Source organism: Gillisella vitis, assembly GCF_001541345.2.
GTDB classification, from domain to species: Bacteria; Pseudomonadota; Alphaproteobacteria; order Rhizobiales; family Rhizobiaceae; genus Allorhizobium; species Allorhizobium vitis.
Map to the genome: position 1 here is coordinate 350570 of NZ_LMVL02000004.1, position 21925 is coordinate 372494.

Below are 21925 nucleotides of genomic sequence, written 5' to 3' on the forward strand. Positions count from 1 at the left end.
TTCAGCCGCCACAAATAGCGATAGGGTTCCTCTTGATCTGGACACCCACCAGAGCCCCAAACCAACGAGAGTAGAGTATGCAGCGTCAAATTTCTCTCGCAGATGTCCCCGCCCTGGTCGGGGAGGAACTGGGCATATCCAAATGGATCACCGTCGATCAAACCATGATCGATGCCTTCGCCACCGCCACCGACGATCACCAATTCATCCATACCGATCCTGAACGCGCCAAGGCCGAAACACCCTATGGCGGCACCATTGCCCATGGGTTTCTGACGATCTCGCTGCTATCGGCAATGAATTACGATTGCCTGCCAGTGATCCGCGAGCAGACCATGGGGATCAATTACGGCTTTGAGAAAATCCGGCTGATGGCGCCGGTCCGCTCGGGAAAGCGGGTGCGCGGCCGCTTCGTGCTGGCTGGCGCCCGGTTTCGCGGCGCAGGCATGCTGATGACCACCTATGATGTCAGTGTCGAGATCGAGGAGGAGCGCAAACCGGCACTCACCGCCATTTGGCAGACCATTATCCAGTTCGACCCTGAGGACCGGCCAGAAGGCGTTTGAGATGACGATTGACAGCTTGCGTCATGCCCTCACCGACCAGGCCCGGTCCTGTGACAGTCTTGGCTCACCTTTCACCGCAAGGCTGTGCCGGCTTGCCGCCGAGCGGCTGACACCCGTAAGCGCCATTGGTACGCGGCTGATCGATTGGCCGGGCGACATCACGTCTGCGGGTGATTCCGTGCCGCTGCGGCTGGCGGGTACGCTGCATGCCCTGGTGTTGAGCAGGGAAAGTCCTGCTCTGGCCGCCGTCTATCCGCCTCATGTCACCACGGACGACGCGCTCTGGGCCGCAGTTGAAGCCACCTTCCACGACCATGAGGCCTTCATGCAGGCGCGGCTGAATTCCGCTCCGCAAACCAATGAGGTCCGTCGTTCCGCAGCCCTTCTGCCGGGCTTCCTCACCATTGCCTCGCTGTTCGGCCTGCCGTTGCGTCTGTCAGAGGTCGGAGCCAGCGCCGGGCTGAACCTGCAATGGAACCGCTATGCCTATCGGCTGGGCGAAGTGAGCTGGGGCGACGGTTCGCCGGTTCTGCTGGCGCCCGACTGGCAAGGCCCGCCGCCGCCATCTGCGACGATCACCGTTGCGGAGCGGGCCGGTTGCGATCTCAACCCGCTCGATCCCGCCACGCCTGAGGATTGCGAGCGGCTGTTTTCCTATATCTGGGCCGATCAGGCCGACCGGCTTGAGCGCACCAAAGCAGCTCTGGCACTGGCGCGAAGCAACGATCTTTCCGTAGATCGCATGGATGCGATCGACTGGCTGGAGCAGCGGCTGGCTCCGTCCCATCCGGGCCAGATGCATATCGTCTACCATTCCATCGCCTGGCAATATCTTCCCGACACGCTGAAAATCCAAGGCGAAGCGCTGATTGCGCAAGCCGGTCAACGAGCAACGGTGTAGGCCCCGTTCGCCCGCCTGCAAATGGAAGCGGATGGCCAACACGATGGCGCAAGCCTCAATCTGCAAATCTGGCCGAGCGGTGAGCGCCAGGAGATCGGCCGCGCCGATTTCCATGGCCGATGGGTCAAATGGCAGGGCTGGAAGGCCTGAACCGCCACGCTGCTTTCTTTCGACACCCCACCCGCTGCATTATTTGAACACCGGCGGCTGGCTGAGATCCATGGCAGGCTTTGCCGCAGGGGCTCCACCCAGGCCGGGGGGCGTGCCGAAATTCAGGCCGGACCCATCGCCAAACGACGGCAAGCTCATGCCTCCGCCACCCGCCCCAAAGCCCGGCACCTCGATCTTCACCTTGTCGAGATCGGTATCCTTGGCCTTTTCCACCCACATGGTCACCGATTGCGGCCAGAAAATCACCACGCCGACAATAACCAGCTGCATGCAGATCCACGGGATAGAGCCAAGGTAGATTTCGCGGGTCTTGACGCTTTTCGGTGCGACGCTGCGCAGGTAGAACAGTGCAAAACCAAAGGGCGGGTGCATGAAACTGGTCTGCATATTCACGCAGATCAGCACCCCAAACCAGATCAGGTCGATACCCAGATGCTGCGCCACCGGTGCCAGCATCGGGATGACGATGAAGGCGATTTCGAAGAAATCGAGGAAGAACGCAAGGAAGAAGATAAAGAAATTGACGAAGATCAGGAAGCCTAGCTGTCCCCCCGGCAAGCCGGACAGCAAATGCTCGATCCAACGGGAACCGTCCATGCCCTGAAATACCAGGCTGAAACAGGTGGAGCCGATCAGGATCATCACCACCATCGAGGTGATGGTCATGGTCGATTCCATCGCCTGACGCACCAGCACCCTGGTCAACCGCCGATGCACCGCCGCCAGCACCAGCGCACCGACGACACCGAGCGCGCCCGCTTCCGTCGGCGTGGCAAGGCCAAGGAAAATAGTGCCCAGCACCAGGAAAATCAGCACGATGGACGGCAACATGCCAGCCAGAACCTTGCCGATCAGCCGGCCATCCAGTTCGCCGCGCACTTCCTTCGGCAAAGGCGGCACCAGCGAAGGCCGGAAAATCGAAATCGCCAGGATGAACAGCATGTAGATGGCGATCTGCATACCAGCCGGGCCGATGGCGCCCATATACATGTCGCCCACCGACTTGCCCAACTGGTCTGAGAGAATGACCAGCACCAGCGAGGGCGGAATAAGCTGGGCCATCGTGCCGGAGGCCGCAATGACGCCCGTGGCGATCCGCTGGTTATAGCCATAGCGCAACATGACCGGCAGCGAGATCATGCCCATGGTGATAACCGAGGCCGCCACGGTGCCGGTAATCGCGCCCAGAATGGCACCAACGAAAATCACCGCATAGGCAATGCCACCCGGCACCGCGCCAAACAGTTTGCCCGTTCCTTCCAGAAGATCTTCCGCCAGCCCGCACCGCTCCAGAATGGACCCCATCATGGTGAAGAAGGGAATGGCCAACAACAGATCGTTGGAGACGATACCGAAGAACCGCAGCGGCAGGGCCTGGAGAAACATTTCGCTGAAATGGCCGGTGGCGATACCGATGATGCCGAAGAACATGCCGACCGCGCCAAGCGAAAACGCCACCGGAAAGCCGAACAGCATGAACAGCACCATGCCCAGAAACATCGCGGGCGGAATAATTCCGAAATCAAACATAACACGTCCCCCTCAGGCATGTCCTTCCGCTCTGCTGTCGTCCCCGGACGCCGGAAGGCATCAAAGGGACGGGCAGGCAGATATTATTGCAGCGGCTTTTCGTAGCTGACGTCGATATCGATGCGACCGGTTAGAGCGGCAATGCGCTTGATCAGTTCCGACAGGCCCTGCAAGGTCAAAAGCCCGAAACCCGCCACCAGGATCAGCTTGACCGGCCAGCGGATCAAGCCACCGGCATTGGCCGACATTTCACCCTGCTGATAGGACAGCCAGAAAAACGGCCAGCACAGCCAGGTCAGGAAAATGCAGACCGGTAAAAGAAACAGCACGAGACCGATCAGGTCGATCCACAGCCGCTTGCGCTCCGACACCGATCCATAAATCAGATCGACCCGGACATGGCCGTTCTTGCGCAAGGTATGCGATGCCCCCAGCACAACGACATAGGCAAACAGATACCACTGTATTTCCAGCCAGCCGTTTGAACTGATATTGAACAGATACCGAATAATCGCGTTCCCGGCGCTGATCAGGCAGCACAGCATGACCAGATATTCCGCCACCCGGCCAACGACTGCGCTTAGCGCATCGATAGCCCGCCCCCATGCCAGCAAAACACCCATATAAGCCTCCCAACTCCCTTATTTGCTTAGAACAAGGGACGGGCATGCGCAACCGGGCGGCGGCCTGCCATGCACGGGATTAGCAGGAGTTTGGCCTTGAAAGCCTGTCAAGTTCGCCTAAAGTTCTACAGCATTATCCGCTTCATCACGCGAATGATGCTGTAGCATTTTAAATTTGCTGCATAATTTTCTCTTGAAAACCAGTTTCGGTTTTAAGAATTATGCGGTAGCCTGTGGGAAATACACGCTTTTGGGGAGTAAGAGCATGAGCGAAGACCATTCCGGCCCGGTCGAAACGGGCGCCTCGATGGATTATCCCGCCCACGAACGGACCTATGACAGTTTCATAGCCGCCTCGAAATATGGCACCGCCATTCTCGTGGCGCTGATGATCGGCATGGCCGCCGGATTTTTCACCACGGCCGGATTCCTGGGTGGCGTTCTGGTGTTCCTGATCCTCAGCGTCATCGGCGTCTTCATGATGCGGTAAGCCGCGATTGCCAATCTCCAGAACTGACCAATCTCCAGAACTGAAAAGGCCGGCAATGCCGGCCTTTTGTATGAAACTGAGTAGAAGCTGCTTCAGCTTGTCGAGCCGCGTGTCCGGGCAAGACCGTCGCGTGCGGGCGTGTATTTTCCATCCAGGCTCAAGGCATGAGCATAGGACTTGGCCGCCTTGACCTTGTCGCCGCGCCGCTCGTAGACCAGCGCCTGATTGGCCCAGGATTCGGCCAGCTTCGGGTTCATGTCGATAGCATGGTTGAAATCAGCAAAGGCGTTTTCGTCGTCGTTCAGCGCCAGATAGCTCACGCCACGGCCGTTATAAGGCTCAGGCGCATTCGGTGACAGCGAGAGCGCCTTGGAAAAATCGTCAATCGCCTTATCGTGCTGGCCGCGCAACTGGAAGATCAGACCGCGATTGTGATAAGCGCGACCATCGGTGGTATCCAGCTCGATAGCCTTGGAGAAATCCTGAAACGCCTCATCCACCCGGCCCGCCTGGCGGTAGATATTGCCTCGGCCGATATAGGCGACATCATAGCTGCTGTTGATTTTCAGGGCAGCGGTATAATCATTGGCGGCTTCCACCGGCTTGCCCATGTTGCGGTAGACAAGGGCGCGGTTGGCATAGGCCTGGTAGAAATTCGGGTTGAGTTGCAGCGCGGTGTTGAAATCCGCCAGCGCCTTCTGGAATTCACCGGCCCGGCCATAGGCGGAACCACGCACGTTATAGCCGCCTGGATCGCGCGGATTGGCGGCGATGACCGACGACAGTGAGGAAATATTTTCCTTCGAACCCTGATCCCGGTCGATGCTGATCATGTCACTTGACTGATTGGTGGATTGGCATCCCGAAAGCGTCAGCATGGCGGTGAGGCCAAGAGCCAGCATATGGCAGCCTTTGCCGCGCATGTTAGCTCCCAGGCGACCAGCTGTTGTGCCGGCATTGAAAACCTTATCGACCATTGGCGTCATGCTTTCCGTTCCACCTGTTCAAAACGTCGGACTATGCCGAAACTTGAGAGGAAACGCCGCAGCGTTCCTAAAGTTCTGTCCATTCAACAAAACTTTATCCGGAGACTTGTCTATCCCGAGACCTGTTTATCCCGAAACTTGGCTTACATCCGAATAAAGTCAGTTTCCACCGCGCAAATGCAAAAACCACATCATTCCAGCAATTTGCGGCCTTTATAGCATCGCACAGAAAAGTAGAAACCGGTTTCGGGATAAATCCGATGCGACACAAAATTCTATGGCAGCGGCCAGACCAATGGTCCTAAATAAGGCTATAGTCGGCCACGATGCAGTTATGCAGGCTGCCGATCCGCCCATCATAGAAAATTTCACACGAAAAAGCGGCCGCGAACTGATCGCTGCCGCTCAATCGGATCATGTCGCGCTTTGAAAAAACGCGGGAAACGTCAATCAGCGGCTGCCAAATGCCGGACGCGCCGGAGCGGCAATCAGGCCTTCGCGCTGCATCTTCTTGCGGGCCAGCTTGCGAACGCGGCGAACGGCTTCAGCCTTTTCGCGCGCGCGCTTTTGCGACGGCTTTTCATAATAGTCACGCATTTTCATTTCACGGAAGATGCCTTCGCGCTGCATCTTCTTCTTCAAGGCGCGAAGCGCCTGATCAACGTTGTTATCGCGGACAAGTACCTGCACGTCGAATCCCGTTCCTTTGGTTTGGTGGTCGTTTTCCGCCGGGACACGAATTCTGCCGAACCATGCCTTTCACGGACCAAAAAAGAGTGTTCCGCTGGCCCGCAGGACCAGCGATTAGGGAGCGCCAATAACAGATCGGACTTTCGAAGTCCAGACGGCAAGTGCCGCTGCCCGAAAAAATCCGCAGCCAAGCGGCACCGTCTTGCAAAACATCAGCCCTATGCGCATCTCCATCCGCTGTGGCAAGATATTGGCCATGTGTCGAAAGACGGATAGAAGCGTGTCGCAAAGAAAGGGACATCGCGCATATCGATCTGTCACAGCTTTTTAGACCTGCGCTGATGCGCTGGATTGAAAGCCGGTCGGAATTTCTTCCCGTTTCTGACATAAGTCAGGATCTAAACCCTGCGATCCGTCGTAGAGCAAGCAGCCACCTCGCCTGCCAGACCTCGCCTGAAGGAGATGACGCGAATGCGCAAATATTCGGTTTTTGCCGTAGCCCGCGAGGCGCTTCGCGCCCACACCGGTTGGAGCGCGCAATGGACATCACCAGAGCCGCGCAAATCCTATGACGTCATCATCATTGGTGGCGGTGGTCATGGTCTGGGGGCTGCTTACTATCTGGCCAAGGAACATGGCATCACCAATGTTGCCGTGATTGAAAAAGGCTGGATTGGCGGCGGCAACACGGGCCGCAACACCACCATTATTCGCTCCAACTATCTCTATGAAGAGAGCATGGATATTTACGAGCACTCCTTGAAACTCTGGGAGGGCTTGAGCCAGGAGCTGAATTACAATGTGATGTATTCGGCCCGTGGCGTGATGATGCTGTCGCATAATGTGCATGACAAGCAGAGTTTCAAGCGCCACGTTCATGCCAACACGCTGTATGGCATTGATAATGAGTGGCTGACACCGGAACAGGCCAAGGCCTTCTGTCCGCCGCTGGAGATTGGCAAAACTGCCCGTTACCCCATCAATGGTGCCGCCCTGCAACGACGCGGCGGCACGGCCCGCCATGATGCTGTTGCTTGGGGCTATGCTCGTGCTGCGTCTGATCGCGGTGTGCATATCATTCAAAATTGCGAGGTCACAGCTATTCGCCGGGGACCCAATGGTGAAGTCACCGGGGTTGAGACCTCCAAGGGCTTTATTGGCGCGAAGAAAATCGGCGTTTCGGCCTCTGGCCACAATTCCATGGTCATGGGCATGGCCGATGTGCGCCTTCCCATCCATTCCACGCCTTTGCAAGCGCTGGTGTCGGAGCCGCTCAAGCCGATTTTCCCTTGTGTGGTGATGTCCAACACCGTGCATGCCTATATCTCGCAGTCGGATAAGGGCGAGCTGGTGATTGGCGCTGGTACCGACCAGTATAATTCCTATTCCCAGACCGGTGGTTTGCAGATCATCACCCACACGCTGGATGCGATTTGCGAACTGTTCCCCATCTTCCGCCGCGTCAAGATGATGCGCCAATGGGGCGGGATTACCGACAACACCGCCGACCGCTCGCCGATCCAGAGTGTGACGCCGGTGCCAAATCTGTTTGTCAATTGCGGCTGGGGTACGGGCGGTTTCAAGGCCACGCCCGGCTCGGCCAACCTGTTTGCTCATTTGATTGCCAAGGGCGAGCCGCACGCGCTGGCCAAGGGCCTGACGCTGGATCGGTTCCGCACCGGGCGGTTGATTGATGAAGCGGCAGCTGCCGCCGTAGCGCACTAATAAAGAGGGATTTCGAGATGCTGTTGATCAAATGTCCCTATTGCCAAGAAGAGCGGGCTGAGCTGGAGTTTCACGGCGCAGGCGAGGCGCATATTGTGCGGCCAGCCAATATTGCCGAGATTTCCGATGAAGAGTTCGAGGCTTTCTTCTTCCTGCGGGATAACCCAAAGGGAATCATCTTTGAGCGCTGGCGGCATCTGCATGGCTGTGGGCGGTTTTTCAATGCCGTGCGCGATACCATCAGCGACAAATTTCTGTTGACCTATAAGGCAGGTGAAGCCAAGCCGGATGATGCAGCTGTGCAAGCCCTCATCGACAACAAGGGAGCTGCTAGATGAGCGGTGCCAATCGTATTCCCGGCAAGGGCCGTCTGACGCCTGCCAGAACCGCCCGTTTCACCGTGGATGGCCGCATTCTCACCGCGATTGAAGGTGATAGCGTGGCCTCTGCCCTGCTGGCCAATGGCATTCATCTGGTCGGTCGCTCGTTCAAATATCATCGTCCACGCGGCATTCTCACGGCTGGTCCGGAAGAGCCGAACGCGCTTTTGGACATTTCCCGCGATAGCGCCCGGCGTCAGCCAAACGTGCGCGCCCCCGTGCAGGAAGTGTTTGATGGCATGCGGGTGCAGACGCAAAACCGCTGGCCGTCTCTTTCCATGGACATTGGCGCGGTCAACGACCTGCTCTCGCCCTTCTTTGCCGCAGGCTTCTACTACAAGACTTTCATGTGGCCCAAGAGCTTTTGGCACAAGATTTATGAGCCGATCATTCGCCGTGCCGCAGGCCTTGGCGTGGCCCCAACCGAAGACGATACCGATCATTACGCCAACCGCTATGCCCATTGCGACGTGATGGTGGTGGGCGGCGGCGTGGCCGGTCTGACCGCGGCCCTTGCGGCGGCTGAAACTGGTGCCTCGGTGATTATCTGTGATGAACAGCCGGAAATGGGCGGTGCCTTCCATTATGATACGGGTGCGGTGATTGACGGCCAGAATGGCTATGACTGGGCGCAAGCCACCGTGGCAAAACTAAAGGCCATGGACAATGTGACGGTGCTGACCCGCACCACGGCATTCGGCTATTACAACCACAATTTCCTCGGCTTGGCCGAGCGCATCACCGACCATATCGCCAAACCCGCCAAGGGCCTTCCCCGCGAACGGCTGTGGCAAGTGCGGGCGAAAAAGGTGGTGTTGGCCACGGGTGCCATTGAACGCCACATGGTGTTTGCCAACAACGACCGCCCCGGCATTATGCTGGCGTCTGCTGCGCGCACCTATCTCAACCATTATGGCGTCGCTGTGGGCGCGAAAGTTGCGGTCTACACCGCCCATGATTCGGCCTATGAAGCCGCGATTGACCTGAAAAAGGCGGGTGTCCAGATCGTTGCCATCATCGACACCCGCCGCAATCCGGGGGCCGGTGTGATGGCTGACGCTCAAGCGGCAGGCATTGAGGTTTTGACCGAACATTGCGTTCTCGACACCGCCGGACGGTTGCGGGTGAAGTCCATCACCATCGCCAGCAAGGGCGGATTTGACCGCCGCAAGCTGGCCGTCGATGCGCTGCTGATGAGCGGCGGCTGGACGCCATCCGTGCATCTCTTCTCACAATCGCGCGGCAAGCTGCGTTTCGACGCCGCCACCCAGCGCTTCCTGCCAGATATTTATGTGCAGGATGGCATCTGCATCGGGGCCTGCAACGGCACGGACGATCTGAGCGACCTGCTGGCGGAAGCCCATGCCGCAGGCGCAACGCTGGCGAAAGAAGCTGGCGCAGAAGGCGAGAACGGCAGCGCGCCAAGTGGTGCCAACACCTTTGCCTGGACCGGCGGCATGATTGGCGCAGCCGAAGGCGCTGGCCCAGATGATGCGGTGAAAGCCTTTATCGACTTCCAGCACGATGTCTGCGCCAAAGATATTCGCTTGGCAGTGCGCGAGGGCATGCATTCCATCGAGCATATCAAGCGCTTTACCACCAATGGCATGGCGTCGGACCAAGGCAAATTGTCCAACATGCATGGGCTGGCCATTGCCGCCGAAATGCTGGGCAAAGAAATCCCACAGGTGGGCCTCACCACCTTCCGCGCACCATACACGCCAGTGACGTTTGGCACACTGATCAACCATTCGCGTGGCGAATTGTTTGACCCAACGCGCAAAACCCCGATGCATGATCTGGAAACCGCCCTGGGTGCCGATTTTGAAGATGTCGGCAATTGGAAACGTGCCTGGTATTACGCCAAGCCCGGCGAAGATATGCATGCAGCCGTCAACCGCGAGTGCAAAACCGTGCGCGAGGTTGCGGGCGTCTTCAATGCCTCAACGCTTGGCAAAATCGAGGTGGTTGGCCCGGATGCAGCCAAATTCCTCAACCTGCTCTACACCAACCCGTGGGATAGCCTCAAACCCGGCAAATGCCGCTATGGCATCATGACCCGCGACGACGGCTTTATCTATGACGACGGCGTGGTCGGACGGTTGGCGGAAGATCGCTTCCACGTCACCACCACCACCGGCGGTGCCGCCCGCGTCCTGAACCACATGGAAGACTATCTGCAAACGGAATTCCCGGAACTGAACGTCTGGCTCACCTCTGCTTCAGAGCAATGGGCGGTGATTGCCGTGCAGGGTCCAAAGGCCCGCGATATCATTGCACCTTTCGTTGAAGGCATTGATATTTCGAACGAGGCCTTCCCACATATGAGCGTGGCGGAAGGCACATTCTGCGGCGTACCAACCCGGCTGTTCCGTGTGTCGTTTACGGGCGAAGTGGGCTTTGAAATCAACGTGCCCGCCGATTACGGCGCATCCGTGTTTGAGACCGTGTGGAAGCGGGCGGAAAGCTTAGGCGCATGCCTCTATGGTACAGAAACCATGCACGTGCTGCGCGCCGAAAAGGGCTATATCATCGTCGGCCAGGATACCGATGGCACGCTGACGCCCGATGATGCCAATTACGGCTGGGCTGTTTCGAAGAAAAAAACCGATTTCGTTGGTATTCGCGGCCTCAAACGCCCGGATCTGGTGAAGGAAGGCCGCAAGCAGCTGGTCGGCCTCAAGACCAAAGACCCGAACGAGGTGCTGGAAGAAGGCGCACAGATTGTCGCCAATCCCAACCAGCCGAAACCAATGACCATGCTGGGCCATGTCACCTCGTCCTACTGGTCGGAAAATCTTGGGCAATCGATTGCCATTGCAATGGTGGCCGGTGGCCGGGAGCGGATGGGCGAGACGCTCTATGTGCCGATGCCTGATAAGACAATCGCTGTGGAAGTGACCGACATGGTTTTTTACGACAAGGAAGGAAGCCGCATACATGGTTGAGCCAATCACCTCCGGCGCGATGTCCGCCAGCCGCAAATCGGTGCTTGATGGTGCCTATGGCGGCTCCGCCCATGTGACGCTGACGCCAGCCGCCCCCGCTTCACGCATCTCGCTGCGGGCCGGAGCGGATGCCGTCTCCGGTCTTTCCTCAGCCCTGGGCCTGACACTGCCGACCGCGCCGAAAACCTCTGCCCATGCTGGCCCTCGCCTTGCCTTCTGGCTTGGCCCAGACGAATGGCTTGTCATCGATGAAGACGGCGCCGACCTCACAGCCGCCTGCGCCGCCTCCGGCACCATTCACTCCGCCACCGACGTCTCCCACCGTAACACCGCCATCCTGGTCTCCGGCCCCGGCGCTGTTCAAACCCTCAACGCCGCCTGCCCGCTTGACCTGTCGCTGAAAACTTTCCCCCTCGGCGCCGTCACCCGCACCGTGTTCGGCAAGATCGAAATCGTCCTCTACCGGATAAGTGAGGACGCCTTTCGGGTGGAATGCTGGCGGTCCTTTGCCGAATATGCCTTCGGCATGTTGCAGGAAGGGGCTGCGGACGCGGCGTGATCAGGCTCAGGGAATGAGCCTTTCCTTGCGCAATTGCGCAAACAGGCTGAAAAACGCCTCGTCGGTGGGCTGGTAGCGGTCAAAGCCCATTGCCCGGCTCTTGCTCATGTCGGTCACCACTTCAATTGGCCGCCCAAGATCGGCGTCCGTATGCCAAGGTGAGGCCAGACGCGACAGGTCTTTTTCGATCAGGCCATGGCGCTCGGCGAGCTCCCGCCAGATGGCGGCGTCCTCTGCCATCTGCTGTTCCAGCGGCAGGATTGTTCCGTCGAACGGGGCTGGCTCCAGCCCAAACCAGTTGGCAATCCGGCCCCACATCCAGCTCCAGCGGAAGATATCGCCATTAACCACATTGAAGGCCTGGTTGCGGCATTGCGGGGTCGTTGCGGCCCAGAGCAATTGCTCGGCCAGAACACCAGCATCGGTCATATCCGTCAGGCCGTTCCATTGAACGGAAGAGCCGGGAAAACGGAAGGGCCGCCCGGTTTCGCGGCAGAGCGTCGCATAGACGGCAAGCGTCGTTCCCATGTTCATGGCATTGCCAACCGCCTTGCCGATCACCGTATGCGGGCGATGCACGCTCCAGGAAAATCCGTCTCGCCCGGCTGCGGCAAAGACTTCATCTTCCTGCGCATAGTAAAAATTCTCGACATCCAGCCTGCCCTGATCCTCCCGAAACGGCGTCTGCGGCAGGGTGCCTTTGCCATAAGCCTCGAAGGGACCGAGATAGTGTTTAAGCCCCGTGACCAGGGCGACATGAGCGACGGACCCGGCTGGACGCAGCGCATCCAGCACGTTGCGCACCATGGCCGCATTGACCCGGATGTTTTCCGCCTCGCTTGACTGGCGCGCCCATGTCGAGATGAACACCACGTCGGGCTTCAACGAGGAAAGCGCCTGGGCCGTCGCCTCACGATCCTGAAGATCGGCGGACACGGGCTGCACGCCGTCTTTGGCAATCGGTGACCGGGCCAGTCCGTACACGGTCCATCCCTTCGACAACAGGAGATCCACCGTCGCACTGCCAACAATCCCGCTTGCCCCGACAACCAATGCTGATCCAACCATCTTCATGCTCCTTCTATCTGAAGGCAGACATGTAGGCGCCTCTTGCCTTTAAAAAAGACGGCACCATTTACGGGCCTAGACACCAAGAGGTAACCACCATGCACCCAGGAACGCCCGAAACTGAGTGGCGCGAAGATTGCGCCCCGCGCCGCGTACTCGAACTGTTTTCCACCAAATGGACCAGCATGGTGCTGCACACCCTGCATGCCCGCCATGGGGGCGAGGCGCGCACCGGCGTGCTGCTGCGCAGCCTGCCCGGTATTTCCAAGAAAATGCTGACCCAGACACTGCGCGACATGGAGGCCAGCGGCCTGATCTCCCGCCACGTCCAGGCCACCATTCCACCCGCCGTCGAATACCGGCTGACACCCCTCGGCAGCCGGTTTATCGAGCCGGTCGAGATGCTCTACGCCTGGGGCCGCGATAATGCCGACGCGCTGGATGCATTGCGGCCAAGGCCGGGGTCACGGCGGGAGGCTTCAGAAGGGTAAAGTTGAGAAGTTCAGACGGTCACAATGCTTTTTGAAAACTTGAAAAACACTTAAAACGGTGCCAGTAATAGCACTCATAATGAACCACGGAACAATACCATGACCCACATTGTCCTTGCCGAAGTGACGGCCAGCGTGTCTGAGCTGAAAAAGAACCCGATGGGGACGGTCGCCGCAGGCGATGGGGCGGCGGTGGCTATTCTCAATCGCAACGAACCAGCCTTCTATTGCGTTCCAGCGTCAGCCTATGAAGCCATGATCGAACGGCTGGACGATCTCGAACTCAATGCCATTGCCGATGCGCGGGCGAATGATCGCGTCGTGAAGGTCACGCTGGATGAGCTATGAGCTGGCATTTGTCGATGCCGCGCTGAAAGAATGGCGAAAGCTCGATCATAGCGTCAGAGAGCAGTTCAAGAAGAAGCTCGCCGAACGTTGCACCAACCCGCGCCTACCCTCCGCACAACTCTCTGGCGCCAAGGATCGTTACAAGATCAAGCTACGCGGCGCTGGCTATCGGCTGGTTTATGAAGTGCGCGATAAAGACATCATCATTGTCGTAGTGGCGGTCGGCAGGCGGGATCGTTCCGGCGTGTATAAAGCCGCCGCTGATCGAAGTGTGCTTTAGGGACCGTGCAAGAAACTGGAATTGGCAGCACACGGCATAAGCGTTTTTACGCGTGATTCCCCCCTCTGTCCGACAGGGCAGAGGGGGGATATCCCCACGGAAAGACGCTAATATTCAAACTATAGCAAGCGCAACAACCCTTACAACTTGCCGCCGCGCTGCTGGATCATCATGAACGTATCATAGGTATATTCCGCCAGCTGCATCCACAGATAGGCTTCCTTCTTGAAGGCGACCTGATCGTCGTAGACTTTCTTGAAATCCGGGTTCTTGGCGGAGATTTCGGCGTAGACTTCCATGGATGCTTTGAAGCAGGCGTCGAGGATGTCTTGGCTGAAAGGTTTCAGCGTCGTGCCTTCCGAAACGATCTGCTTGATCGCCACCGGATTCTTCAGGTCGTATTTCGCCATCATATTGGTATTGGCGAAGGCGCAGGCATCCTGAAGCACGGTCTGGTAGGCTTTCGGCAGTTCGCTCCATTTGGCGAGATTGACGAAGGCGTGAATGGCCGGGCCACCCTCCCAGAAGGCGGGATAGTAGTAATATTTCGCCACCTTGTAGAAGCCGAGCTTGTGGTCGTCATAGGGACCGATCCATTCGGCGGCGTCAATCGTGCCTTTTTCCAGCGCCGGATAGATATCGCCGCCAGCAATCTGCTGTGGCACGCCGCCCAGCTTTTCGAGAACCTTGCCCGCCAGGCCGGCAATGCGCATTTTTACGCCCTTGAGGTCATCGACGGTGTTGATTTCGCGGCGGAACCAGCCGCCCATCTGCGCGCCGGTATTGCCAGCCACCATGCCATAGAGATTGTGCTTTGCGTAGAATTCGTTGAGCAGCGTATTGCCATTGCCCTGATAGAACCAGGCATTGGTGAGCCGCGCATTCAACCCGAAGGGAATGGCCGTGCCAATTGCAAAGGTCGGGTCCTTGCCGACATAGTAATAGGAGCAGGTATGGCACATTTCCACCGTACCAGCGCCAACCGCGTCGGCGGCCTGCAAGCCCGGCACCACTTCGCCTGCCGCAAACACCTGGATGGTGAAATTGCCATCGGTTGCCGCCGCCACACGCGCCGCGATATCCTCAGCGCCGCCATAAATCGTGTCCAGCGATTTGGGGAAGGACGAGGTCAGTCGCCAATTGATTTTCGGTGCCTGCTGGGCAATAGCGGGTGCCGCCAAGGCAATAGCCCCGAGCGAGCCGGCCCCTGCGACACCGGCCTTCTTCAAAAATCCACGACGATCCATAGAGTCCTCCCGATTGAATGCTGATTCCCCTTACCATTCCCCTCCAGGAAGGCAATTCGAAGGTAATCATGTTGCTTGGACGGTGGCAAGCGGGCAGCCTTATCAGTTTAGGCTAAAGTTGAAGACAGATGAGGCCTATCGTTGACTTGGACAACAAACAGCGCAAAACAGATGCTCAGAACCGCTATTCTGGAGCCATCGATGTCCAAGCCGCTTGTCGCCATTCCCGCCGATTTCCGTGCCATTGAAGGGTCCAATTGGCATTGCGTGCTGGACCAATATGTCAAGGCGACCCTGACCGTGGCCGGAGCCATGCCGGTTATTATTCCCGCTCTGGAAACCGGCGCGGATATCGAGGCGGTGCTTGACCGGGTAGATGGCGTGGTGATTTCCGGTTCGCCCAGCAATGTCCATCCCTCGCTCTATGGCCGCGAAGCCCGCGACAGCGACGGCCCCTTCGACCTGGCCCGTGATGCGACCTCGCTGCCGCTGATCCGCCGCGCCATCGAGCGCGGGATTCCACTGCTGGCGATCTGCCGGGGTATTCAGGAGTTGAACGTGGCGCTGGGCGGCACGCTGGCCTCTGAAATCCAAGATCAGCCCGGCACCTGGGATCACCGCAAGCCACCGACATCAGATCGCGACCTCGCCTATTCGATCCGCCAGCCGGTGGAGGTGCGCGAAGGCTCCTGCATCGCCCGCTATCTCGGCACAGCAGGGACGATCCAGATCAACTCCCTGCATCGCCAGGCGATTTCCGATCTTGCCCCAAGGCTCCAGGCCGAAGCGCTGGCTGATGACGGCACCATCGAAGCGGTGTCTGTCATCGATGCCAAGGGTTTTGCCGTCGGCGTGCAGTGGCACCCGGAATATTGGGCCGAAACCGATGCGCCGTCCCGCGCCCTGTTTGAAGCATTTGGGGCGGCGGCAAGGGAGTATGCGGCGGCGAAAGCCCTCGCCGCCTGAGGTTACTTTTTGACGGGTGTTTCTGGCACCGGTGTCTTGACTGCACCGTTTTCAAACCAGCCGATCAGGTTATCCGCCACCAGATCGGCCATGGCGTTACGGGTCGGCACCGAGGCGGAGGCGACATGCGGCAGCAGCGACACATTGGGCAGATCGAGGAATTCGGCCGGGACTTTCGGTTCCTCGTAGAACACATCCATCCCGGCAGCGGCAATCGTGCCGTCCTTCAAGGCTGAGATCAGCGCCGGTTCATCGACGCTCCAGCCACGCCCGACGCTGATGAACACCCCGTTCGGCCCCAGCGCCTTCAGCACGTCGGCATTGATCGCCTTATGGGTTTCCGGCGTTTTCGGTACGATGCAGATCAGCGTATCGACAGCCTGGGCCAGATCCGTCAGCGACGCATGATAATCATAGGGCACACCGGGCTTCGGGCTGCGGGTGTGGTAACTGATCTTGACCTTGAACGGCTGTAATCGGCTGGCGATTTCACCACCGATCCGACCCAATCCGTAGAGCCCGACATGGCGGCCCCGCAGCGACAGCGGTGACAACGTAAACGGTCCCTCATTCTGCCAGCGCCCGGCCCGCAGATAGCTTTCCGCCTGATAAAATTGCCGGATCGTGTTGAGCAGCAGCGCAATCGTCGTATCGGCCACTTCATCATCCAGCACGTCAGGCGTGTTGGTAACGATAACATTTTTGGACGCAGCTTTTGCCACATCCACCCCGTCATAGCCGACGCCGAAATTGGCAATGATTTCCAGCTTCGGCAGGCTTTCGATCAGGGCACCCGGCACGGCACCGGCAATGGCAATGCCCCGCACGCGAGCGGCGTCAGCATCGCTTAAGCTCACGGGCTGGCCGGGCGGGGTCTGCACCAGTTCAAAACCAGGCTGCAAACGCTCCAGCACGCGCGGATGGATCTTTCCGGGAATGAGAATAACGGGCTTATCGGTCATGGGATCAAATCTCTATCAGTCTCGATGTTTAATGGGGCCGGTCGATTGGCGGATACGCATTTCAGGCTTGATCAGGTGAATACCATCCGGCTCATGGCTGCCCGCCAGCTTATCCAGAAGCGCGCGCGCCGCAAGCCTGCCGACTTCCGCCTGTCCGTTTGACACCGTGGTCAGTGCCGGTGTAGCGATCGATGCTTCTTCCAGATCGTCGTAACCAGTGACGGATATGTCGCGGCCCGGCACCAGCCCGGCGCGCGAAACACCATTCATCAACCCGATAGCGACCAGATCGTTCCAGCACACCGCCGCTGTCGGCTTTTGCGGCAGCGACAGGAAGTTCACCGCCGCCTCGAAACCGCCCTGCTTGGTGCGCGGTCCGGGAATGCGCAGATTGGGATCAACCGCAATGCCCGCCTTACGCAAGGCGTTGACATAGCCCTGGTAACGGTCGCGCCCGGTCGAGGTCTGGTCGGTGCCGCCAACCATGGCGATGACGCGGTGGCCAAGCCCAATCAGGTGGTTGGTGGCCAGCGAAATGCCGTAGCTGTCATCGCCGCGATAGGTCGGCAGGGCCAGCCCATCCATGGAGCGGGCAATCAGAATGGCCGGCATGCCGTTGTCTTCGGCCAGCATGATGTCTTCCGGCGGCGAACCGATGGCAGGCGACATGATCACGCCGTCACCGCCCAATTGCAGCAGCGTTTCAATGAAGGTCCGCTGCTTTTCCACCGAATCGTAATGGTTGGACAGAATGAAAGTCTGGCGGCTGCGGTCCAGCTCGCTTTCAATGGCTTTCAGAATTTCGCCGTAAAACGGGTTCATGATGTCATGGACGACGACACCGATAATGCCGGAGCGCGAGGTGCGCAGGCTGGCGGCGCGGCGGTTATAGATATAGCCAAGCAGCCGGGCCTGGTCCTTGATCTTCTCGCGGGTATCTGCCGCCACCAGCGGACTGTCTCGCAAGGCGAGCGACACCGTGGCGGTAGACAGGCCGAGACTTTCGGCAATGGTCGATAGCTTGATCTTTTGCGCCACGGCTCCCCCCTCTGCCGAACTTTAACAGGCCGGCTTCAACGCATTTAAACAGTTTAATTAAAACGTTGAACGCGCCATGGCAAGGGCGGAAGAATGGTCGCCGACAATCAGTCGTCCAAGGGTTCTTCGGCAAGGTCGGGCCGCGTCGCATCCGCGGGCGCAAGCAGGTTGGCATCAATGGCGGCAAGCAGCTTCATCAGCACTTTTACGTCCTTGCTGCTGAGGCCACGGGTTGCCTTGCGCTCCACCGCCCCATTGGCATCGGCGATCTTTTCCACCGTGGCACGACCGATTGGCGTCAGGAAAACCTTTGTCTGGCGGCCATCGGCATCCGAGCCGCGCCGTTCGACAAAGCCCTGCGCCTCCATGCGCCCGATGGTGCGGGTCATGGTCGGCGCCTTGACGCCAAGGCGCTGCGCCAGAAGACCGGGCGTCAACCCTTCCTCCTCAGCCAGCAGCAGCACCACGCCCTCCTGACCGGAATAGAGCCCGCTGCCGGTCAAAAGCCGGGTCTGCACCGTGCGAAAACTGCGTGACGCCTGGGTAATTGCCATGCCCAACTCGCCACTCAAGCCAAGTTTCGCCTGCTTCCCCTCGTCTTTGGACTTGCCGGATTTCTTCTTTTTCTCGGTCTTATCTTTTTTAGCCATGCTACCCCCGCGGTCGAAAGAAAGCGCTGTTGTCACAGGCGCTCATGTCACGCATATGATGCATAGACAAAAACAGGCCAGTAAACCAGATGCCCCATCCAGAACCGCATTTCGAGCGCAACGACCCTGCCCTCACGCCCGCCGACCGGGCAGATTGGATTGCCGTCCTGCCGCTCGGCGCCCATGAACAGCATGGCCCGCATCTGCCCTTTGAAACAGACACGATCATAGCGCAGGGGGTCATCGACCGGTTGATTTCAGCCTTGCCCAACACCCTGCCCGTCACTTTCCTGCCGGTTGAGCCGGTCGGCTATTCCGTCGAGCACATGGATGTGGCCGGTACGCGCACGCTGACCTTCAGCGAAGCCGTGGAGCGCTGGCTTGGCATCGCCGAAAGCCTCAGCCGCCAAGGCATTCGCAAGCTGATGATGCTCAACGCCCATGGCGGCAATTCGCCCTTGATGACCGTTGTCGCCACCGAAGCGCGCATCCGCTTTTCCATGCTGGCGGTTGCCACCAGCTGGACCCGCTTCGGCCAGCCGGAAGGCCTGATCGCGCCGCAAGATAAGGCCATCGACATTCATGGCGGCGATATCGAAACCTCGGTCATGCTGGCACTGCGTCCAGACCTGGTGGCGATGGACAAGGCTGAGAATTTCTCGTCCCGGCAAAGCGAGTTTGCCGCCCGCTTCACCCATCTGCGCGCCTATGGTCCTCATGCCTTTGGCTGGAAAATGTCGGACCTCAATCCGCTGGGCGTGGCCGGAAATGCCAGTGTGGCAACGGCAGAAAAAGGCGAAAACCTGCTTTCCCATGCCGTTCACGGACTTGTGGAGCTCCTGTCTGATATCCATGACTTTGATATCGAGAAAGCCTTTGAACTGCCACCCCACTCGTCCTATATGGGGTAATATAGTTACAGGGCGGCGCGATGCTGCCTTCCAATCATCGAGGTTCCCATGAGTGAAGCAGCCGTAAAACCCACACCCGTTACCGTGCTGACCGGCTATCTCGGCGCAGGCAAGACCACGCTTCTCAACCGGATTCTGTCGGAAAACCACGGCAAGAAATACGCTGTCATCGTCAATGAATTCGGCGAAATCGGCATCGACAATGATCTGATCGTCGAATCGGACGAAGAAATCTATGAGATGAACAATGGCTGCGTCTGCTGCACGGTGCGCGGCGATCTGATCCGGGTCGTTGAAGGCCTGATGCGCCGTCCCGACCGTTTCGACGGTATCATTGTCGAAACCACCGGCCTTGCCGATCCGGTGCCGGTCGCCCAGACCTTCTTCATGGATGACGATGTGCGCGCCAAGACCGAGCTGGATGCCGTCGTCGCCCTTGTCGATGCCAAGCACCTGCCATTGCGCCTGAAAGACAGCCGCGAAGCCGAAGACCAGATTGCCTTTGCCGATGTCGTTGTCATCAACAAGGCCGATCTCGTCACCCATGAGGAATTGCACCGGATCGAGGATATCGTTCGCGCCATCAATCCTTCGGCCCGGATCTACACCACCACCCGCTCTGGCGTGGACCTGACGAAAGTGCTGAACCAGGGCGCCTTTAACCTGGAACGGGCGCTGGAAAACGATCCGCACTTCCTGAGCCATGAAGACGACGATCATGTCTGCGGCCCCGATTGCGACCATGACCATGGACACGATCATCATCATCACGACCACGGGCATGACCACCATCATCACGATCATGGACATGACCATGGACATCACCACCATGACCACGGTCCCTCGCCTATTCATGATGTGACCGTCACCTCGATATCGCTGCGCGGTGGCGAAATGAACCCGGACCGCTTCTTCCCCTGGATTCAGAAGATCACCCAGACCGATGGTCCGAATATCCTGCGCCTAAAGGGTATTATCGCTTTCAAGGGCGATGCCGAGCGCTATGTGGTGCAGGGCGTTCACATGATTATCGAGGGCGACCACCAGCGGCCATGGAAAGATGGCGAAAAGCATGAAAGCCGTCTGGTGTTCATCGGCCGGGAACTGGACCGCGAGAAGCTGGAGAACAGCTTCAAGGCCTGCGAGGCTGCGGCATGAAGCTTATCCCTTCCCTGCTGCCAAACCCTGACAACCATACCGGAAAGACTGCCTGATGCCGACTGTTGCCCCGCTCGATCTGGAAGGCCACGTACTGACCGCGGCCTTCCTTGGAGACATTCCGGTTTTCGTCACGGCGGCTGGCGCCGTTCACCGTCTGGATGGCGGCGAGCAGGTCACCGAAACCGGGTCGGGCCTGCTGACCGCCATCAAGGACGACCATAACCAGACGCTTTTGACCGGCGGCGAGGACGGCAAAGTGCTGCGCATCGCTCATGATGGCACGGTCACGGAACTGGCGCACGCGCCGCGCAAGTGGATTTCCGTGGTCGCTGCCGGACCGCAAGGCGCGGTCGCCTATGGTTATGGCAAATCCGCCTTCGTGCGGTTGGCAAGCGGCGCTGTGCACACCTATGAGGAGGAGCGCTCGGTCGAGGGTCTCGCTTTTGCCCCCAAGGGCTTGCGCATCGCCATTTCCCGCTACAATGGCGTGACGTTGCGCTTTGCCGCAGCCGAGGGCAAGCCGGTCGATCTGGAATGGAAGGGCGCCCATACCGGCGTCAGTTTTTCGCCCGACAACCGTTTCGTCGTCACCACTATGCAGGAAAATGCCTTGCATGGCTGGAAGCTGGATGGTGCCGGCAGCGATACCCGCCATATGCGCATGACCGGCTATCCCGCCAAGGTGAAGTCGATCTCCTGGTCGGCCAAGGGCAAATGGCTCGCCTCGTCAGGTGCCCCTGCTGCGATCGTCTGGCCCTTTGCCTCCAAGGACGGCCCGATGGGCAAGGCCCCGCAGGAGCTCGGAACACGCGCCAATATCATGGTCACCCAGGTCGCCTTCCATCCCGCGGAAGAGGTGCTGGCCATTGGCTATATCGACGGCATGGTGCTGGCGGTGCGCCTGGCCGATGGCAAGGAGGCGCTGTTGCGCCGTCCGGGCAAGGGTGCGATCACAAGCCTGGGCTGGAGCGCCAGTGGCAAGCTGCTGGCCTTCGGATCTGACGCTGGCGATTGCGGCGTGATAGATATCGCCGGCTGATCTCAAGTAAAAAACAATTACGACGAGCAAACCAGGGGTAATGCCCTGGTTTTTTAGTATTGAAATCAACTACAGCGCCGCACGCCATATATGACGCGCAAAGGTTCCTGTAGATCATTATATTTAATGCATAATTTTCTCGTTATCTGATGCCGATTTAAAGAATTATGCAATAGATTCAAATTTTAAGGAAAA

At 58.6% G+C, this 21925-nt stretch carries 22 protein-coding genes and 1 pseudogene; 14 read left to right on the forward strand and 9 right to left on the reverse strand.

Features of this window, described 5'->3' with window-relative positions; all coding sequences use genetic code 11:
- Positions 1–77 precede the first annotated feature (77 nt).
- On the forward strand, positions 78–566 hold the full coding sequence (locus ASB66_RS16350; RefSeq protein WP_015917119.1) for a MaoC family dehydratase: 489 nt from the start codon (positions 78–80) through the stop codon (positions 564–566).
- Between the two features lies 1 nt (position 567).
- Positions 568–1617 (forward strand): annotated as a pseudogene (locus ASB66_RS16355) (DUF2332 domain-containing protein).
- Between the two features lie 39 nt (positions 1618–1656).
- On the opposite strand, the gene ASB66_RS16360 reads toward ASB66_RS16355, so the two are convergent.
- Together ASB66_RS16360 and ASB66_RS16365 are read right to left on the reverse strand one after the other, a co-directional pair.
- Positions 1657–3168 carry a TRAP transporter large permease gene (locus ASB66_RS16360; RefSeq protein ID WP_060718289.1) on the reverse strand — a complete coding sequence of 504 codons (1512 nt, stop codon included), beginning with the start codon at positions 3166–3168 and terminating at the stop codon, positions 1657–1659.
- Positions 3169–3251: 83 nt separating this feature from the next.
- Positions 3252–3791 (reverse strand): TRAP transporter small permease subunit, encoded by a 540-nt coding sequence (locus tag ASB66_RS16365; RefSeq protein ID WP_060718290.1) that lies wholly within the window; start codon positions 3789–3791, stop codon positions 3252–3254.
- A 265-nt stretch (positions 3792–4056) separates the two neighbouring features.
- Between ASB66_RS16365 and ASB66_RS16370 the strand changes: the two genes are divergently transcribed.
- Positions 4057–4281 carry an aa3-type cytochrome c oxidase subunit IV gene (locus tag ASB66_RS16370; RefSeq protein ID WP_060718291.1) on the forward strand — a complete coding sequence of 75 codons (225 nt, stop codon included), beginning with the start codon at positions 4057–4059 and terminating at the stop codon, positions 4279–4281.
- Between the two features lie 92 nt (positions 4282–4373).
- Here the strand turns inward: ASB66_RS16370 and ASB66_RS16375 are convergent, their stop codons facing one another.
- Complete coding sequence (locus ASB66_RS16375) at positions 4374–5204, reverse strand: tetratricopeptide repeat protein (protein WP_060718495.1); 831 nt, start codon at positions 5202–5204, stop codon at positions 4374–4376.
- 513 nt (positions 5205–5717) lie between these two features.
- On the reverse strand, positions 5718–5957 hold the full coding sequence (rpsU, locus tag ASB66_RS16380; protein ID WP_060718292.1) for a 30S ribosomal protein S21: 240 nt from the start codon (positions 5955–5957) through the stop codon (positions 5718–5720).
- A gap of 471 nt (positions 5958–6428) precedes the next feature.
- Between rpsU and ASB66_RS16385 the strand changes: the two genes are divergently transcribed.
- From ASB66_RS16385 to ASB66_RS16400, 4 genes are read left to right on the forward strand one after another with little or no spacing between them, the layout of a single operon-like run.
- The gene (locus ASB66_RS16385; RefSeq protein ID WP_060718293.1) at positions 6429–7682 is read left to right on the forward strand and encodes a sarcosine oxidase subunit beta family protein; all 1254 of its coding nucleotides are present in this window, start codon (positions 6429–6431) and stop codon (positions 7680–7682) included.
- Between the two features lie 17 nt (positions 7683–7699).
- Positions 7700–8020 (forward strand): sarcosine oxidase subunit delta, encoded by a 321-nt coding sequence (locus tag ASB66_RS16390; RefSeq protein WP_060718294.1) that lies wholly within the window; start codon positions 7700–7702, stop codon positions 8018–8020.
- Entirely contained in the window at positions 8017–11010 is a 2994-nt protein-coding gene (locus ASB66_RS16395) for a sarcosine oxidase subunit alpha (protein ID WP_060718295.1), read from the forward strand. The genes ASB66_RS16390 and ASB66_RS16395 overlap by 4 nt, the downstream gene beginning before the upstream one ends.
- Entirely contained in the window at positions 11003–11569 is a 567-nt protein-coding gene (locus ASB66_RS16400; RefSeq protein ID WP_060718296.1) for a sarcosine oxidase subunit gamma, read from the forward strand. Before ASB66_RS16395 ends, ASB66_RS16400 begins: the two co-directional genes overlap by 8 nt.
- 6 nt (positions 11570–11575) lie before the next feature.
- Here the strand turns inward: ASB66_RS16400 and ASB66_RS16405 are convergent, their stop codons facing one another.
- On the reverse strand, positions 11576–12637 hold the full coding sequence (locus ASB66_RS16405) for an SDR family oxidoreductase (RefSeq protein ID WP_060718496.1): 1062 nt from the start codon (positions 12635–12637) through the stop codon (positions 11576–11578).
- A 98-nt stretch (positions 12638–12735) separates the two neighbouring features.
- Between ASB66_RS16405 and ASB66_RS16410 the strand changes: the two genes are divergently transcribed.
- The 3 genes from ASB66_RS16410 to ASB66_RS16420 all read left to right on the forward strand — a co-directional run bounded on the left by ASB66_RS16410 (position 12736) and on the right by ASB66_RS16420 (position 13756).
- Positions 12736–13128: a winged helix-turn-helix transcriptional regulator gene (locus ASB66_RS16410; protein WP_060718297.1), complete on the forward strand. Its 393-nt coding sequence runs from the start codon at positions 12736–12738 to the stop codon at positions 13126–13128.
- A 99-nt stretch (positions 13129–13227) separates the two neighbouring features.
- Positions 13228–13476, forward strand: a complete 249-nt coding sequence (locus tag ASB66_RS16415; protein ID WP_015917134.1) for a type II toxin-antitoxin system Phd/YefM family antitoxin — start codon at positions 13228–13230, stop codon at positions 13474–13476.
- Entirely contained in the window at positions 13466–13756 is a 291-nt protein-coding gene (locus ASB66_RS16420; RefSeq protein WP_060718298.1) for a type II toxin-antitoxin system RelE family toxin, read from the forward strand. Before ASB66_RS16415 ends, ASB66_RS16420 begins: the two co-directional genes overlap by 11 nt.
- Before the next feature lie 140 nt (positions 13757–13896).
- On the opposite strand, the gene ASB66_RS16425 is transcribed toward ASB66_RS16420, so the two are convergent.
- Positions 13897–15003, reverse strand: a complete 1107-nt coding sequence (locus tag ASB66_RS16425) for a TRAP transporter substrate-binding protein (RefSeq protein ID WP_060718299.1) — start codon at positions 15001–15003, stop codon at positions 13897–13899.
- A 201-nt stretch (positions 15004–15204) separates the two neighbouring features.
- On the opposite strand from ASB66_RS16425, the gene ASB66_RS16430 reads away from it, so the two are divergent.
- On the forward strand, positions 15205–15969 hold the full coding sequence (locus tag ASB66_RS16430) for a gamma-glutamyl-gamma-aminobutyrate hydrolase family protein (protein ID WP_060718497.1): 765 nt from the start codon (positions 15205–15207) through the stop codon (positions 15967–15969).
- 2 nt (positions 15970–15971) lie between these two features.
- Here ASB66_RS16430 and ASB66_RS16435 read toward each other — a convergent pair whose 3' ends face one another.
- The 3 genes from ASB66_RS16435 to ASB66_RS16445 form a co-directional block, all read right to left on the reverse strand.
- On the reverse strand, positions 15972–16931 hold the full coding sequence (locus ASB66_RS16435) for a 2-hydroxyacid dehydrogenase (protein WP_060718300.1): 960 nt from the start codon (positions 16929–16931) through the stop codon (positions 15972–15974).
- Between the two features lie 15 nt (positions 16932–16946).
- Complete coding sequence (locus ASB66_RS16440) at positions 16947–17969, reverse strand: LacI family DNA-binding transcriptional regulator (RefSeq protein ID WP_060718301.1); 1023 nt, start codon at positions 17967–17969, stop codon at positions 16947–16949.
- Between the two features lie 107 nt (positions 17970–18076).
- A complete protein-coding gene (locus ASB66_RS16445) occupies positions 18077–18619 on the reverse strand; it encodes a MarR family winged helix-turn-helix transcriptional regulator (protein ID WP_060718302.1) in 543 nt (180 codons plus the stop codon).
- Positions 18620–18708: 89 nt separating this feature from the next.
- On the opposite strand from ASB66_RS16445, the gene ASB66_RS16450 reads away from it, so the two are divergent.
- From ASB66_RS16450 to ASB66_RS16460, 3 genes are read left to right on the forward strand one after another with little or no spacing between them, the layout of a single operon-like run.
- Positions 18709–19530 (forward strand): creatininase family protein, encoded by an 822-nt coding sequence (locus ASB66_RS16450; protein ID WP_060718303.1) that lies wholly within the window; start codon positions 18709–18711, stop codon positions 19528–19530.
- 48 nt (positions 19531–19578) lie between these two features.
- A complete protein-coding gene (locus ASB66_RS16455) occupies positions 19579–20688 on the forward strand; it encodes a CobW family GTP-binding protein (RefSeq protein ID WP_060718304.1) in 1110 nt (369 codons plus the stop codon).
- A 55-nt stretch (positions 20689–20743) separates the two neighbouring features.
- Positions 20744–21730, forward strand: a complete 987-nt coding sequence (locus ASB66_RS16460; protein ID WP_060718305.1) for a WD40 repeat domain-containing protein — start codon at positions 20744–20746, stop codon at positions 21728–21730.
- Positions 21731–21925 lie beyond the last annotated feature (195 nt).